The 14,376-nt window shown below is 66.1% G+C and carries 11 protein-coding genes and 3 pseudogenes; 11 read left to right on the plus strand and 3 right to left on the minus strand.

Features of this window, described 5'->3' with window-relative positions; all coding sequences use genetic code 11:
• The first annotated feature begins 7 nt into the window (after positions 1 to 7).
• The 9 genes and pseudogenes from P4826_RS10460 to P4826_RS10495 all read left to right on the plus strand — a co-directional run.
• Positions 8 to 1,504, plus strand: a complete 1,497-nt coding sequence (locus tag P4826_RS10460; protein WP_317700356.1) for an AMP nucleosidase — start codon at positions 8 to 10, stop codon at positions 1,502 to 1,504.
• A gap of 179 nt (positions 1,505 to 1,683) precedes the next feature.
• Positions 1,684 to 3,393 carry a tannase/feruloyl esterase family alpha/beta hydrolase gene (locus tag P4826_RS10465; RefSeq protein ID WP_317700357.1) on the plus strand — a complete coding sequence of 570 codons (1,710 nt, stop codon included), beginning with the start codon at positions 1,684 to 1,686 and terminating at the stop codon, positions 3,391 to 3,393.
• Between the two features lie 173 nt (positions 3,394 to 3,566).
• Positions 3,567 to 3,947 (plus strand): annotated as a pseudogene (locus P4826_RS19720) (ATP-binding cassette domain-containing protein); the annotation flags it as partial.
• Entirely contained in the window at positions 3,933 to 4,439 is a 507-nt protein-coding gene (locus P4826_RS19725) for an ATP-binding cassette domain-containing protein (protein ID WP_425605262.1), read from the plus strand. The pseudogene P4826_RS19720 and the gene P4826_RS19725, both read left to right, overlap by 15 nt.
• 1 nt (position 4,440) lies before the next feature.
• Positions 4,441 to 5,253, plus strand: coding sequence for an ABC transporter permease (locus P4826_RS10475; protein WP_317700359.1), 813 nt, complete (start codon positions 4,441 to 4,443; stop codon positions 5,251 to 5,253).
• Positions 5,254 to 5,263: 10 nt separating this feature from the next.
• A complete protein-coding gene (dsdC, locus tag P4826_RS10480) occupies positions 5,264 to 6,235 on the plus strand; it encodes a DNA-binding transcriptional regulator DsdC (protein WP_317700360.1) in 972 nt (323 codons plus the stop codon).
• Positions 6,236 to 6,446: 211 nt separating this feature from the next.
• Complete coding sequence (locus P4826_RS10485) at positions 6,447 to 7,790, plus strand: GntT/GntP/DsdX family permease (protein WP_317700361.1); 1,344 nt, start codon at positions 6,447 to 6,449, stop codon at positions 7,788 to 7,790.
• 44 nt (positions 7,791 to 7,834) lie between these two features.
• Complete coding sequence (gene dsdA, locus P4826_RS10490; RefSeq protein ID WP_317703748.1) at positions 7,835 to 9,187, plus strand: D-serine ammonia-lyase; 1,353 nt, start codon at positions 7,835 to 7,837, stop codon at positions 9,185 to 9,187.
• A 68-nt stretch (positions 9,188 to 9,255) separates the two neighbouring features.
• Positions 9,256 to 9,472: pseudogene (locus P4826_RS10495) on the plus strand (ABC transporter permease); the annotation flags it as partial.
• Positions 9,473 to 9,504: 32 nt separating this feature from the next.
• Here the strand turns inward: P4826_RS10495 and P4826_RS10500 are convergent.
• Complete coding sequence (locus P4826_RS10500) at positions 9,505 to 10,233, minus strand: GntR family transcriptional regulator (RefSeq protein ID WP_317700362.1); 729 nt, start codon at positions 10,231 to 10,233, stop codon at positions 9,505 to 9,507.
• 109 nt (positions 10,234 to 10,342) lie between these two features.
• On the opposite strand from P4826_RS10500, the gene P4826_RS10505 reads away from it, so the two are divergent.
• A complete protein-coding gene (locus P4826_RS10505; RefSeq protein WP_317700363.1) occupies positions 10,343 to 11,428 on the plus strand; it encodes an IS630 family transposase in 1,086 nt (361 codons plus the stop codon).
• A gap of 23 nt (positions 11,429 to 11,451) precedes the next feature.
• Here P4826_RS10505 and P4826_RS10510 read toward each other — a convergent pair.
• Positions 11,452 to 12,908: pseudogene (locus tag P4826_RS10510) on the minus strand (NCS1 family nucleobase:cation symporter-1).
• Between the two features lie 280 nt (positions 12,909 to 13,188).
• Here P4826_RS10510 and P4826_RS10515 point away from each other — a divergent pair.
• Positions 13,189 to 14,037, plus strand: a complete 849-nt coding sequence (locus P4826_RS10515; protein WP_317700364.1) for a 3-hydroxybutyryl-CoA dehydrogenase — start codon at positions 13,189 to 13,191, stop codon at positions 14,035 to 14,037.
• Positions 14,038 to 14,088: 51 nt separating this feature from the next.
• Here the strand turns inward: P4826_RS10515 and pqqD are convergent, their stop codons facing one another.
• Positions 14,089 to 14,364, minus strand: a complete 276-nt coding sequence (pqqD, locus tag P4826_RS10520; protein ID WP_317700365.1) for a pyrroloquinoline quinone biosynthesis peptide chaperone PqqD — start codon at positions 14,362 to 14,364, stop codon at positions 14,089 to 14,091.
• Positions 14,365 to 14,376 lie beyond the last annotated feature (12 nt).

Here is a 14,376-nt window from a genome sequence, read left to right on the forward strand (position 1 = left end):
CATGCCCATGGCCTGCATCCCCCCACCCATCACCGCCCCCTTCTCCGAAGCCACGCTGCACAGCGACCCCGCCGCCGCCCTGGCCCGGGTGCAGCAGATCTACCAGCAGCAGATCGAGCACCTGCGCGCCGCCATGCAGCGCTTTGTCACCGGTGAATCGCCCACCGGCCATGTGCGCGCCTGCTACCCCTATGTGCGCGTGCAGATCACCAGCGTGGCGCGCGCCGCCACGCAGCTGGCCTACGGCTTCATCGAGGGGCCGGGCGACTACGAGACCACGCTCACCCGCCCGGATCTGTTTGCCGACTATTACCTGGAGCAGTTCCGCCTGCTGCAGGCCAGCCACGGGGTGGAGCTGGAGGTGGGTTTGAGCCAGCAGCCGATCCCGGTGCATTTCTCGTTTGCCGAGCATGACCATATCGAGGGCCAGCTCAGCCCCGAGCGGCGCACGCTGATGCGCGACCTGTTCGACCTGCCGGATCTGGGCGCCATGGACGACGGCATCGCCAACGGCACCTGGACGCCGCGCGCGGGCGAGGCCCAGCCGCTGGCGCTGTTCACCGGCCCGCGCGTGGATTACTCGCTGCACCGCCTGCGCCACTACACCGGCACGCTTCCCGAATGGTTCCAGAACTTCGTGCTGTTCACCAACTACCAGTTCTACATCGACGAGTTCGTGCGCCTGGGCCATGCCGAGATGGCTAAGGCAGACAGCGACTACATCGCCTTCATCGAGCCCGGCAACGTGGTCACGCGCCGCACCGGCCTGTCGCCCGAGGCCGGCGACGAACTCGGCACGCCGCCGCCGCGCCTGCCGCAGATGCCCGCCTACCACCTGGTGCGCGCCGACAACAGCGGCATCACCATGGTCAACATCGGCGTCGGCCCGGCCAACGCCAAGACCATCACCGACCATATCGCCGTGCTGCGCCCGCATGCCTGGATGATGCTGGGCCACTGCGCCGGATTGCGTAACAGCCAGCAGCTCGGTGACTACGTGCTGGCCCATGCCTATGTGCGCGAAGACCATGTGCTGGACGCCGAACTGCCGCTGTGGGTGCCCATCCCGGCTCTGGCCGAGATCCAGGTCGCGCTGCAGCAGGCCGTGGCCGATGTGACGCAGATGGCCGGCACCGACCTCAAGGGCATCATGCGCACCGGCACCGTGGCCAGCACCGACAACCGCAACTGGGAGCTGCTGCCCGACAACCTGCCCCAGCGCCGCTTCAGCCAAAGCCGCGCCGTGGCACTGGACATGGAAAGCGCAACCATAGCCGCCAACGGCTTTCGCTTCCGCGTGCCCTACGGCACCCTGCTGTGCGTCAGCGACAAGCCGCTGCACGGCGAGATCAAGCTGCCCGGCATGGCCAACCATTTCTACCGCGAGCGCGTGGATCAGCACCTGCGCATTGGCATGCGCGCCATCGACATCCTGCGCGCCGGCGGCCCGCAGCGCCTGCACAGCCGCAAGCTGCGTAGCTTTGCCGAGGTGGCGTTTCAGTAATTTTGATAGCTATCCGCGCACAACTGACAAGCGTTTGAAGCCAAACCATACCCCATCAATTTTGGGGTATGGAGAACTACGTAACGGCAAACCCCGCTTGCCCGGGGTGCTGCATCACTCCAAGAATGGCCGCCGGCCGGCATGCGCCCGGCCCGCCACATTTCAAAGGAGACAAGCAGATGCAGCAAGCCTTCGCCTTCCACCCCCCATCGACACGCCGCATGCGGCTGCTGGCCACGGCCGGCGCGGCACTGGCTCTGGCCGCCTGTGGCGGCTCGGACCACTTCGACTTCGACCGCTCCAGCAAGGATCTGGCGGGGCAGAAGGTCGCCGCCGCCCAGATCGGCCTGCCGACCACGGGCGCGGCCGTCACCTCGGTGGAGACACCCACCGCCGCCACCGGAGCGCAGCCCCCCGCGTCGATACGCGCAAACATCGCCATTTCGCCCGTGGATACAGCGGCGCCAGCTATCAAAATGGGACTGCTTCTGCCCAAGGAATGGAATGGCAAGGTGGTCATGATTGGCGGCGGCGGCTACAACGGCAGCATCCCCAGCCTCTACACCTACGCCGCGGCACCAGCGGCCCAGGCCCCCTACCCCTTGTTAAGCCAGGGCTACGCCGTGTTCGCCAGCGACTCCGGCCACCAGGCGGGCGCCGCCGGCAGCCGCGACGGCAGCTTTGGCACGAATGACGAGGCCGTGGCCAACTTCTCCGGCGCGGCGCTGAAGAAAGTCAGCGACGTGGCCGACGTGCTCGTCACGCGCTTTTATGGCCGCAAGCCCGAGCGGCGCTACTTCATCGGCGGCTCCACCGGCGGGCGCGAGGCCCTGGCCGTGGCGCAGAAATGGCCGGCCGAATGGGACGGCGTCATCTCCTGGTACCCGGCCTGGAACGCCGCCAGCCTGGACCTGCAATTCGGCCGCCTGAGCCGCGCCTTCGCCCAGCCCGGCGCCTACCCCAGCCTTGCCCAGCGCAAGCTTGTGCGCCAGGCGGCCCTGGCCCAATGCGATGGTCTGGACGGCGTCTCCGATGGCCTCATCAGCAACGTCAACGCCTGCAACGCCCAGTTCGACCCGGCGACGGCGCAACACAACGGCAAGGCGCTGCGCTGCGCCAGCGGCGCCAACGAGGGCGATGGCTGCCTGTCCGACGCCATGATCGCCGCGCTCAAGGTCTACAACAGCGCCATCACCTTCGCCAGCCCGCTGGGCAGCGGCGAGACGCAGTACCCGGGCTTCAACGTCTGGGGCGCCGAACTGGGCGAGGACGGCAGCAGCCCGCTGCAGCCCACCGTGACCCTGCTGGCCATGAACACGACGCCCCCGGCCAGCCCGGCGCCCTTGAGCGCACCCTACTGGGCCGTATTCTGGGATCAATGGGTGCGCTACTTCGTGACGCGCGACGCGGGCTTTGATTCGCTCTCGCTCGACCCGCAAAACCCCGGCGCCTGGGCCACGCGCATCAACGATCTGACCCGGCTGCAGGACATCAACAGCACCAACCTGGCGGCCTTCAACCAGCGCGGCGGCAAGCTCTTGATGGCCCATGGCACCGCCGATGTGCTGGTGAGCACGCGCGCCACCGCCCAGTACTACGAGCGCCTGAAGCAAACCATGGGCGAAGCGGCGGTGAGGAACTTTGCCCGCTACTACGAGGTGCCGGGCTACGGCCATGCCGCCAGCACGGCCTTCAACGCCAACTGGGACTCACTCAAGGCCCTGGACGCCTGGGTCACCCAGGGCCAGGCGCCCACCGCCCAGGTGGTGAGCGACACCGCCGGCGTCCCCGGCCGCACCCGGCCGCTGTGCGAATACCCCAGCTGGCCGCGCTATGGCGGCAGCGGCGACGTGAACAAGGCCGAGAGCTTCAGCTGCGTGACCAACTGACAGAAAGCTATTAAAACAATAGCTGTTTGCGCTTGGTGGATGGGCGCAAACAGCTATTTTTGCTTCAAACACCAGGCGCGCCGCTTTCCCCCACAATCACGGGCATGAGCGTGCTCTTCGAAGCCCAGAACCTGCGCAAGCGCTACGGCGCCGCCACCGTGGTGGACGGCGTGTCGTTCACCATCGCGCCCGGCGAATGCCTGGGCGTGATCGGCCCCAACGGCGCGGGCAAGACCACCACCATACGCATCTGCCTGGGGCTCACCGCACCCGACGCCGGCAGCGTGCACTTCCACCCCGGCCATGGCGCCGCGCCGCTGGCCATGCCGCGTGACGCGCTGGCCATCAAGGCGCAGCTGGGCGTGGTGGCACAGTTCGACAGCCTGGACCCCGATTTCAGCTGCGCCGAGAACCTGCGCGTGTTCGGGCGCTACTTTGGCCTCAAGGGTGCAGCCATGGACGCGCGCATCGCGCCGCTGCTGGAGTTTGCCGCGCTCGCGCCCAAGGCCGACGCGCGCCCGGGCCAGCTCTCGGGCGGCATGCGCCGGCGCCTGTCGCTGGCGCGCGCCCTGGTCAACGACCCACGCCTGTTGCTGCTGGACGAGCCCACCACGGGCCTGGACCCGCAGGCGCGCCACCTGATGTGGGAGCGGCTGCAAACGCTGCTGCAGCAGGGCAAGTCCATCCTGCTGACCACGCATTTCATGGACGAGGCCGAGCGCTTGTGCTCGCGCCTGCTGGTGCTCGACCATGGCCGCAAGATCGCCGAGGGCCGCCCGCGCGAGCTGATCGCCGAGCACCTGGAACGCGAGGTGGTCGAGGCCTACGGCAACGGCGCGCTGGCCCTGGCACATGACGCCCGGCTGCGCCCGCTGGCGGCGCGCATCGAGGTCAGCGGCGAGACGGTGTTCTTCTACACCCAGGATGCGCGCGCCCTGCTGCAGGCGCTGGCCGCCCAGCCGCAGCTGCGCACCCTGCACCGGCCGGCGAACCTGGAAGATCTGTTCCTCAAGCTCACCGGCCGGCAGATCCGCGAGGATGGTTGATATGCCCGCACCCCACACGAATCCAAGCCCCTGGCGCGCCCCCGACCTGTCGCTGCGCTGGTGGCCGGTGTTTTTGCGCAACCTGCTGGTCTGGCGCAAGCTGGCCATACCCAGCCTGATGGGCAACATCGCCGAGCCGCTGATGTGGCTGGTGGCCTTTGGCTACGGCATGGGGGCGCTGGTGGGCGAGCTGACCGTGGACGGGCAGCGCGTGCCCTACATCCTGTTCCTGGCCAGCGGCTCGATCTGCATGAGCGCCATGAACGCCGCCAGCTTCGAGGCCCTGTACTCAGCCTTCTCGCGCATGCATGTGCAAAAGACCTGGGACGGCATCATGAACGCCCCCATCAGCCTGGACAGCGTGCTGCTGGCCGAGATGCTGTGGGCCGCCTTCAAGGCGCTGTTCACGACCACGGCCATCCTGGGGGTGATGCTGGCGCTGTCCATCAGCCACAGCCCGAAGCTGCTGGCGGCGCTGGCCGTGCTGGTGTTCGTGGGCATCATGTTCGCCAGCATCGCGCTGATCTTCAACGCGCTGGCACCGGGCTACGACTTCTTCACCTACTACTTCACGCTGGTGCTCACGCCCATGATGTTTCTGTCGGGCGTGTTCTTCCCGCGCGAGCAGCTGCCGACCGCGGTGCGCATCGCCTCGGACTGGCTGCCGCTGACCAATGCCGTGGAGCTGGTGCGCCCCATGTTCATGGACCAGTGGCCCGCACACCCACTGCGCCACGGCCTGGTGCTGGCGCTGACCACGGTGCTGGCCTACTGGCTGGCGCTGGCGCTGACGCGGCGGCGTTTTCGCAGCTGAAGGAATGGCCATGCTGAATCTTCCTCCCCGCGTCGGTTCGCGGCTCAACAGCAGCCAGTTTTCCAACCTCTATACCTTTCTGGTGGCCGCCCGCCACCTCAGCTTTGCCTGCGCCGCCGATGAGCTGTGCCTGACCCCGAGCGCGGTCAGCCACCGCATTGGCCGGCTGGAGCGCGCCTTGTCCATGCGCCTGTTCCAGCGCCTGACGCGCCAGGTGTGCCTGACGGAGGACGGCAAACGCATTTTCGAGATCCTGCAGCACGCGGTGGGCGAGCTGTCCGAAGCACTGCAGCCCAGCTCCCAGGCCGAAATTGCCGGCGCCATTGCGCTGTACGCGCGGCCATCGGTCGCGCAATGCTGGCTGGTGCCCAGGCTGGCGGACTTTGCTGAACGCTACCCGCTGGTCGCGCTGGATATCCGGGTGGGCAACGACAACGCCGACTTTCGCAGCGGCAATATCGACCTGGCGCTGTATTACGCCAATGGCGACTTCCCGGGCCTGGTCAGCCACAAGCTGATGGACGAGAAAATGGCGCCGGTCTGCAGCCCCGAATACGCCCGCCGCCTGGGCCTGCTGGAGCAGCCCGGCAATCTGCGCCATTGCACCCTGCTGCACGACGCGCTGGCCTGGAACAACGCCGCCAGCGATGCCGAATGGACGCTGTGGGCCAGGGCGCACGGCATGCTGGCGCTGCTGCCCGAGCGCGGCATCACCTTCGACCGCTCCGACCTGTGCGTGGTGGCGGCGATGAACCACGCTGGTCTTGCGATAGGCCGCCAACAATTGGTGCAAAAGCGCATAGACCGCGGCGAGCTGGTCTTGCCCTTTGGCGGCTTTACCCAGTCCGGCCACTATGACTACTACCTGGTCCACCCGCCCCTGGACCCCATGCCCAGGCGGCTGCACGCACTCATGGACTGGCTGCACGAATGCGCCAGCCAGTCACCGCTGGCGGGCGGCGCGGAGCCGTTACTGGGCTGACCTGTTCAGCGCGGGCCTGGAACGCCCGGCGCGGTGTGCGATACGGGTGCGCCGCACGGATTCCTGGGCCGCCATGCCGTGCACAGGTGATCCTGCGTCAGCCATCCCTTGAGTTTTCATCCCTTGTCAGCCTGTGGGCGCCGCCGTCTAATGCCCGGCACGGCGGTGATTCCTGCCGTTGCGTAACACCAATATTTCAACAGGAGACGTCATGCAGGGTGGTACAGGTTTATTACTGGTCTTGCTGGCCGCGATCGTGCTGATCGTGGTGCTGATCGTGAAGGTTCGGGTGCACGCTTTTCTGGCCCTGATGGCGGCATGTTTTGTGGTGGGCATAGGCTCGGGCATGCCGCTCGCCGACATCGCCGGGTCCTTCGAGAAGGGCGTGGGCGGCACGCTGGGCTTTCTGGCGGCGATCATCGGCCTGGGCAGCATCCTGGGCAAAATGCTGGAGGAGTCCGGCGGGGCCGAGCGCATTGCCCAGACCCTGCTGAACACGCTGGGCAAGCAGCGCGCCTCCTGGGTCATGATGCTGGTCGGTTTCATCGCCGGGATTCCGGTCTTCTTCGAGGTCGGCTTCGTGCTGCTGATTCCGCTGATCTACGTGGTGGCCAAGGACACCCGCCTGAACCTGCTGTACCTGGGCGTGCCGCTGGCTATTTCGCTGATGACGGTGCATTGCATGCTGCCGCCGCATCCCGCCGCGATGGCGATCACCGGCATGCTGGACGCCGACGTGGGCAAGGTGATTCTGTACGGCCTGATCGTGGGCCTGCCCACGGCCGTGATCGGCGGGCCGCTGTGGATCAAGCTGGCCTGCAAGAGCGAAGCGCCGGCCACGCAGGAAGCCTTCCTGGAGGAGCGCTGCGAAACCCGTGCCAGCAAGGATTTACCCGGCTTCGGCCTGACCCTGTTCACCATCCTGCTGCCGCTGTTGCTGATGGTGGGCAAGACCCTGGCCGTGATGGGCCTGAGCAAGGGTTCGGCGGCCTTCGGGGTGGTGAGTTTTCTGGGCAACCCGCTGACCGCGCTGGCCATTGCCGTGCTGTTTGCCTACTGGTCGCTGGGATTGCGCCGCGGCCTGCACATGGCCGAGCTGCTCAAGCTGACCGACAAATCCTTTCCGCCGCTGGCCAGCATCTTGCTGATCATTGGCGCAGGCGGCGCCTTCAACGGCATGCTGATCGACAGCGGCATCGGCAAGGTGCTGGCCGACTCGCTGGCGCAGCTGAACATGAACCCCATCGTGCTGGCCTGGCTGGTGGCCGGCCTGATGCACTTCGCGGTGGGCTCCGCCACCGTGGCCATGATCAGCGCCGCCGGCATGGTGTTGCCCATGCTGAACACCCACCCCGGGGTGAGCCGGGAAATCATGGTCATTGCCATAGGCGCCGGTGCCATAGGCTGGACGCATGTGACCGACTCCGCGTTCTGGGTGGTGAAGGAATACCTGGGCGCCTCGCTGACCGACGCGCTGAAAAAATTCACCGCCGGCACGGTGCTGGCCTCGCTGGTCGCCCTGGGGCTGACCTTGCTGCTGGCGAAGTTTGTCTGAGCCTGCACCGATAACTCACTCAACCCATCAAGGAGCTGAACATGATGATTTTGGGCAAAACTCTGGAAGACTGGACCGCCAGCCACCCTTTGATTCGCGAACTGGTGGAGCTGAAGGAAACCAGCTGGTTCAACCCGGCCACCGCCCCCACGGCGCAGGCGCTGGGCGATGTGGGCCTCACCGCTGCTGACGTGGCCGACGCCAGCGCCCGCCTGTCGCGCTTTGCGCCCTACATCATGCGGGCGTTCCCCGAGACGGCGGCCAGCGGCGGCATCATCGAATCGGGCATCCGGCCCCTGCCGGCCCTGCAAGCGCTCTTGAGCCAGCGCTACGGCCTGGCGCCGGGCGGCGGCGCCTTGTGGCTCAAGACCGACAGCCATTTGCCGATTTCCGGCTCCATCAAGGCCCGTGGCGGCATCTACGAAGTGCTCAAGCACGCGGAAGACCTGGCGCTGGCCGGCGGCCTGCTGCAAGCCGGCGACGACTACGCCGTGCTGGACAGCGACCGGGCCCGCGCCTTCTTTGGCCAGTACAAGATTGCCGTCGGTTCCACCGGCAACCTGGGCCTGTCGATCGGCATCATGAGCGCGCGCCTGGGCTTCCAGGTGACCGTGCACATGTCGGCCGACGCACGCCAGTGGAAGAAGGACAAGCTGCGCTCGCACGGCGTCACCGTGGTGGAGTACGCCTCCGACTACAGCGTGGCGGTGGCCGAGGGCCGCAAGCAGGCCGAGTCCGACCCCAGCTGCCACTTTGTCGACGACGAAAACTCGACCAGCCTGTTCCTCGGCTACGCGGTGGCGGCGGAACGGCTCAAAGGCCAGCTGGCCGCGGCCAATATCACGGTGGATGCCGAGCACCCGCTGTTCGTCTACCTGCCTTGCGGCGTGGGCGGCGGCCCTGGCGGCGTGGCCTTCGGGCTCAAGCTGGCCTTCGGCGACGCCGTGCACTGCATCTTTGCCGAGCCCACCCACTCGCCGTGCATGCTGCTCGGTGTCTATACCGGCCTGCACGACGCCGTGTCGGTGCAGGACTTCGGCATCGACAACGTCACCGCCGCCGACGGCCTGGCCGTGGGCCGCGCCTCCGGCTTTGTCGGCCGCGCCATGCAGCGCCTGCTGGACGGCTACTACACCGTCAGCGACGAGGAGCTGTACCGGCTGCTGGCGCTCATGGAGCGCAGCGAAGGCCTGCGCCTGGAGCCGTCGGCGCTGGCCGGCGTGCCGGGCATGGCGCGCGTGCTGGGCGAGCAGCAGGGCTACCGCGCCCGTGCCGGCCTGAGCGCAGAGCGCCTGGCCCGGTCCACCCATCTGGTCTGGGGCACCGGCGGCGGCATGGTGCCGCCGGCCGAGATGGAGGCCTATCTGGCCAAGGGCCGCCAGCTGCTGCAGGACTGACGCAGAACTTTCGCTTGATTTTCAGGAGCTTAAGGCGCTTTCCCCACCGGCGTTACAGCCGGTTTTGACTTGTACTTCGTCAAGGCGCCGAAAAATCGGGCGTGCTCTTCCCGCGCGAACCGCTGCCCTGGGCCGTGCGCGTGGCATCGGACTGGCTGCCGCTGATGAATGCCGTGGAACTGGTGCGCCACATGTTCATGGATCAGTGGCCCGCACCCCTCTTGCGCCACGGCTTGCGCCTACTGGGTGGCGCTGGCACTCACGCGCCGGCGTTTTCGGGCGTAGACGAGTGGATTGCCTGCAGCACTGACGGCTGCTTATTTCGCGCCAGCTCCTGCGGCATTTTTGCTGGTGGATCGTGGCCGAGTCGCTGGCGCATCGGGCGCCAGGGCCGAGCGCAGCCGGTCACGCGCGCTGCCGCTGCCGGCGCGGGTTTCGTCCAGGCGCCCGGCAAGGGTGTCGATGTGCTCCAGCATCAGGCGCTCGGCAAGCGCGTTGTCCCCATCGGCCAGCGCCGCAACGATGGCCGCGTGGTCGTCGTTGGAGGTCTGGGCCTCGCTTTGCGACTGGTACAGCGCCGACACCAGCGTGGTGCGCGCCGACAGGTCGATCAGCATCGATGTGAGAAAGCGGTTGCCCAGGCATTCGGCCAGGCAGATGTGAAAGTCGGCCTGCAGCCAGCTGCGCTGGGCCGCGTCAGCGGCGGCGATGGCCTTGCGCTCGTCGGCGACATGCTGGCGCAGCCGGCGGATGCTGGTCTGCAGCGGCGTGCCAGCATCGCGCAGCATGCCGGGCTCGATCACGCGCCGGGCGGCGTAGGTTTCCAGGGCGTCATCGAATGAGGGTTCGATGACATACCAGCCAACGCGCGAGCGCACCTCCACGACGCCGCGCGCCTGCAATTGCATCAGCGCCTCGCGCACCAGGGTGCGGCTGATGCTGAACAGGTCTGCAATGTCCTGCTCACCCAGTCGCTCGCCGGGGCGCAGCTTGCCGGCAAGAATGGACTCGATGATGCGCTCGGCAATCCTGGCCTTGGTGATCATGGGCGGCTCGTGAGGGGAGTTGATTCTAGTGTAGTGTTCGATTCTTGATTGAACTTAAAAAGTCGGCTGGTATCCCATGCTCAACTGGAGCTTGAAAGGGAGCCAATCCATGCGAGTTGCGCCAAAGATCGAATTGACGGATGAAGAGCGTGCGGCGTTGACGAAGCTTTGGCGCTCGGGCCTGACGAGCGTACGTCTGGCGCAGCGCGCACGCATCATCTTGCTGGCAGACCAGGGCCTGAACAACAAGGATATTGCCGCGCAACTGGGCATCGGTCGCATGCAGCCGGCGCGCTGGCGCGAGCGCCACCTGCAAGGCGGCATCAAGGCTATCGAGCGCGACTTGCCACGCGGCGCGCCGCCGGTAAAGGTGGACGTGGCCCAGCTGGTGCAGTTGACAACCCAGAGCAGCCCCGAAGCGATCACGCACTGGAGCACACGCAAGATGGGCACGCTGCTGGGCGTCAGCGCCAGCACCGTGATGCGCCATTGGCATGCGCACGGGCTCAAGCCGCATCTGGTGCACAGCTTCAAGGTCTCGCGTGACCCCCAGTTTGCCCAGAAGCTCGAAGACATCGTGGGCTTGTACATGTCCCCGCCTGAGCATGCCCTGGTGCTGTGCTGCGACGAGAAGAGCCAGGTGCAGGCGCTCGATCGCACGCAGCCGGGACTGCCCCTGAAGAAGGGGCGTGCGCAGACGATGACGCACGACTACAAGCGCCACGGCACGACCACATTGTTTGCGGCGCTCAACGTGCTCGATGGCCAAGTCATCAGCCAATGCCAGCAGCGCCACACCCATGTGCAGTGGTTGAAGTTCCTCAAGCAGATCGACCGCGAGACACCCAAGGACAAAACGCTGCACCTGATCGCCGACAACTACGCCACGCACAAGCACCCGGTGGTGCAGGACTGGCTGGCCAAGCACCCGCGCTTTCACATGCACTTCACGCCGACCTCGGCGTCGTGGCTGAACATGGTCGAGCGTTTCTTTCGTGACCTGACCACAGAACGGCTGCGCCGCGGCGTATTCACCAGCGTGCCGCAGCTGGTGGCCGCCATTGATGAATACGTGGCACATCACAATACCAACCCCAAACCGTTCATCTGGACCAAGAGCGCCCGCGACATCCTGCAGAAGGTCATTCGGGCCAATAGCCGATTAAGCTCCAAACAGAATGGAACACTACACTAGCCACCGATCCCTGCGCTCAAGGCTCAGGCCGCCGCCCCTATGGCGCGCACCCGCGGTCGCAGCTGCGACAACACGTAATACACCACGCCCCCGATCGCCACGCCGATGAACCAGCCAAAGGTGCCCCACCACGCGGGCAGCAGCGTCGTGAAGTTGGGCAGGATGGTGGAGAACACCGCCCCGACGCCGGTGGCGATCAATGCGTTGACGTTCCAGCCACCCTGGTAGCGGTATTCGCCCAGCTCCTGGTACAGCGCCTGCACATTGATCTGCCCGCGAGCAATCAGGTAGTAGTCAACGACGAAGATGCCCAGCAGCGGCCCCATGGTGGCGCCGACGGCGTTCACGAAATGCGCGGCGTCGCCCTCCCAGGGCGCGAACGGATAGAGCAGCAGGGCAATGGCCGCGGCGATGTAGCCGCCGCGCTTAAAGCTGATCTGGCGCGGAAAGACGTTGGAGATGTCAAACGCCGAGGAGACGAAGTTGGCCACCACGTTGATGCCCAGGGTCGCCACGGCAAAAGTCATGGCCGCCAGCAGGGCCAGGAACCAGCTGTCGAACTTGGCGGAGATCTGCTCGGGGTGCAGCAGCACCTCGCCATAGACCTGGAAGGCGGCGATGGTGGTGATGCCGGCGACGAACGAGAACGCGATCAGGTTCACAGGCAGACCCCAGAGGTTGCCGCGCGTGACCGCCTCGCGGTTCTTGGCGTAACGCGAGAAGTCGCAGAAGTTCAGGTACAGGGCGGCAAAGTAAGTGACCCAGGTGGCCCCCACCGCCATCAGTGCCCAGAACGAACCCGGCTCGCCCTTGATGCCGGCGTCCTTGGTCTTCTCCACCAGCACGTCCATCGGAATGCCATGCTCGAAGGAAAAGCCACCGGCCTTGACCATCAGCCCAATCGCCAGCACCAGCATCGCCACCCACACCGCCGGGCCGGCCCAGTCCTGGAACTTGTGCATGGTCTCCATGCCGCGCTGGATGATCAAGAGCTGCAGGGCCCACATGATCACGTAGCAGATGACCTCCAGCGTGGAATGGCCCAGCATGTGCGAGTTCTGGTGGAACTGCAGCATGCCTTCGCTGCGGATCAGCAGGTCCACCAGGGCGCTGGAGGCTGCCGCGGTCTGCGCGCCATACCAGAAGATGGCCACGATGGCGCGCACGATAGCCGGCAGGTTGGCGCCCCAGATGCCGAACGAGGCCCGCGCCAGCACCGGGTACGGAACACCGGTCTTCTCGCCGGCCCAGCCGATCAGGTTCATCAGCACGAAGATGACCAGCGAGCCCAGGCCGATGGCCAGCAAAAAGTTGGTGAAGCTGCCACACAGCAGGAACAGGCTGGCGGCCAGGTAGTAGCCCCACAGGCTGTGCACGTCCGAGGTCCAGACGTTGAAGATGCTGAAGGTGCCCCAGTTGCGCTCCTGGCCGGGGCCAGATCCTCGTTGTAGAGCACAGGGGAGGGACTGTGGATTTCCATGCTTGTCGCCGGTTGTCGATGCGGGTCCCAAGCACAACTCAGCCACGCCTTGTTGTGCTCAATGTTTGTGAGTTGGTATACAAAATGGTACGCAATCGCACCGGCCGAATGATCAGGGTTTGCCTGGATGCGTCATGCAACATCCTGTATCCAGCCCGATCTGGCAGCCACGGTGCGCGCCCCGGCGATACTGCCCGGTACGCCCCGGAAAAGAGGGCCCGGCGATTGCCGATACCATCGGCGCATCCGTTTTTCTCATCACTCCTTCGAGGACTCTTTTATGACGATTTCTACCGTCGGCATCATCGGCGCGGGCACCATGGGCAATGGCATTGCCCAGGCCTGCGCGGTCTCTGGCATCAACGTGGTCATGGTGGACATCTCCGACGCCGCCGTGCAAAAGGGCGTGGCCACCGTGGCCGCCAGCCTGGAGCGGCTGATCAAGAAGGACAAGATCACGGCGGCCGACAAGGACGCGGCCCTGGCGCGCATCAAGGGTTCGACCAGCTACGACGACCTGAAGGCCGCGCAGATCGTCATCGAGGCCGCGACCGAGAACCACGAGCTCAAGCTGAAGATCCTGAAGCAGGTGGACGCCATCGTCGCGCCCGAGGTCATCATCGCCTCCAACACCTCGTCGATCTCGATCACCAAGCTGGCCGCCGCCACCGGCCGTGCCGAGCGCTTCATCGGCATGCATTTCTTCAACCCCGTGCCGATGATGGCGCTGGTGGAGATCATCCGTGGCCTGCAGACATCCGACGCCACGCACGCCGCCGTCAAGGAGCTGGCCGAGCGCCTGGGCAAGTCGCCCATCACGGTGAAGAACGCGCCCGGCTTCGTGGTCAACCGCATCCTGGTGCCGATGATCAACGAGGCCTTCTTCGTGCTGGCCGAGGGCCTGGCCACGCCCGAGGACATCGATGCCGGCATGAAGCTGGGCTGCAACCAGCCCATAGGCCCGCTGGCCCTGGCCGACATGGTGGGCCTGGACGTGTGCCTGGCGGTGATGGACGTGTACCTGCAGGAGTTTGGCGACAGCAAATACCGCGCCTGCCCGCTGCTCAAGGAATATGTCGCCGCCGGCCGCCTGGGCCGCAAGACCGGGCGCGGCGTCTACCAGTACTGACGCCGGCTACTCTGCCGGCGCAAGGGAAAGGGCGTCGCAGGAGCTGTTCAATCACTCCAGAATCCAGCCCTTGTCCCGCGCCACGGCGAGAAAGCTCGCGGTATCCTGGGCGATAGCCTCGCGCTGGCTCGGGTAGGCCTGGGCCAGGTCGTCAATGATCTTGTCGTCGGTTCGCGTGCCGTCGCAGCGTTGGAGGATTTCTGCTGCCGACGGGCTGAGCTTGATCAGCCCTTCGGGGTAGAGGATGACATGCGCGTCCTGGCTCGCCTCCCAGCGCATGATGAAGCGCGGGTGCAGCTGCGGACGGGGTGCGGTGGTGCTGTCCATGGGGTGCAGGGC

The sequence above is a fragment of the Diaphorobacter limosus genome (genome assembly GCF_033100095.1).
Lineage (GTDB): Bacteria > Pseudomonadota > Gammaproteobacteria > Burkholderiales > Burkholderiaceae_C > Alicycliphilus > Alicycliphilus limosus.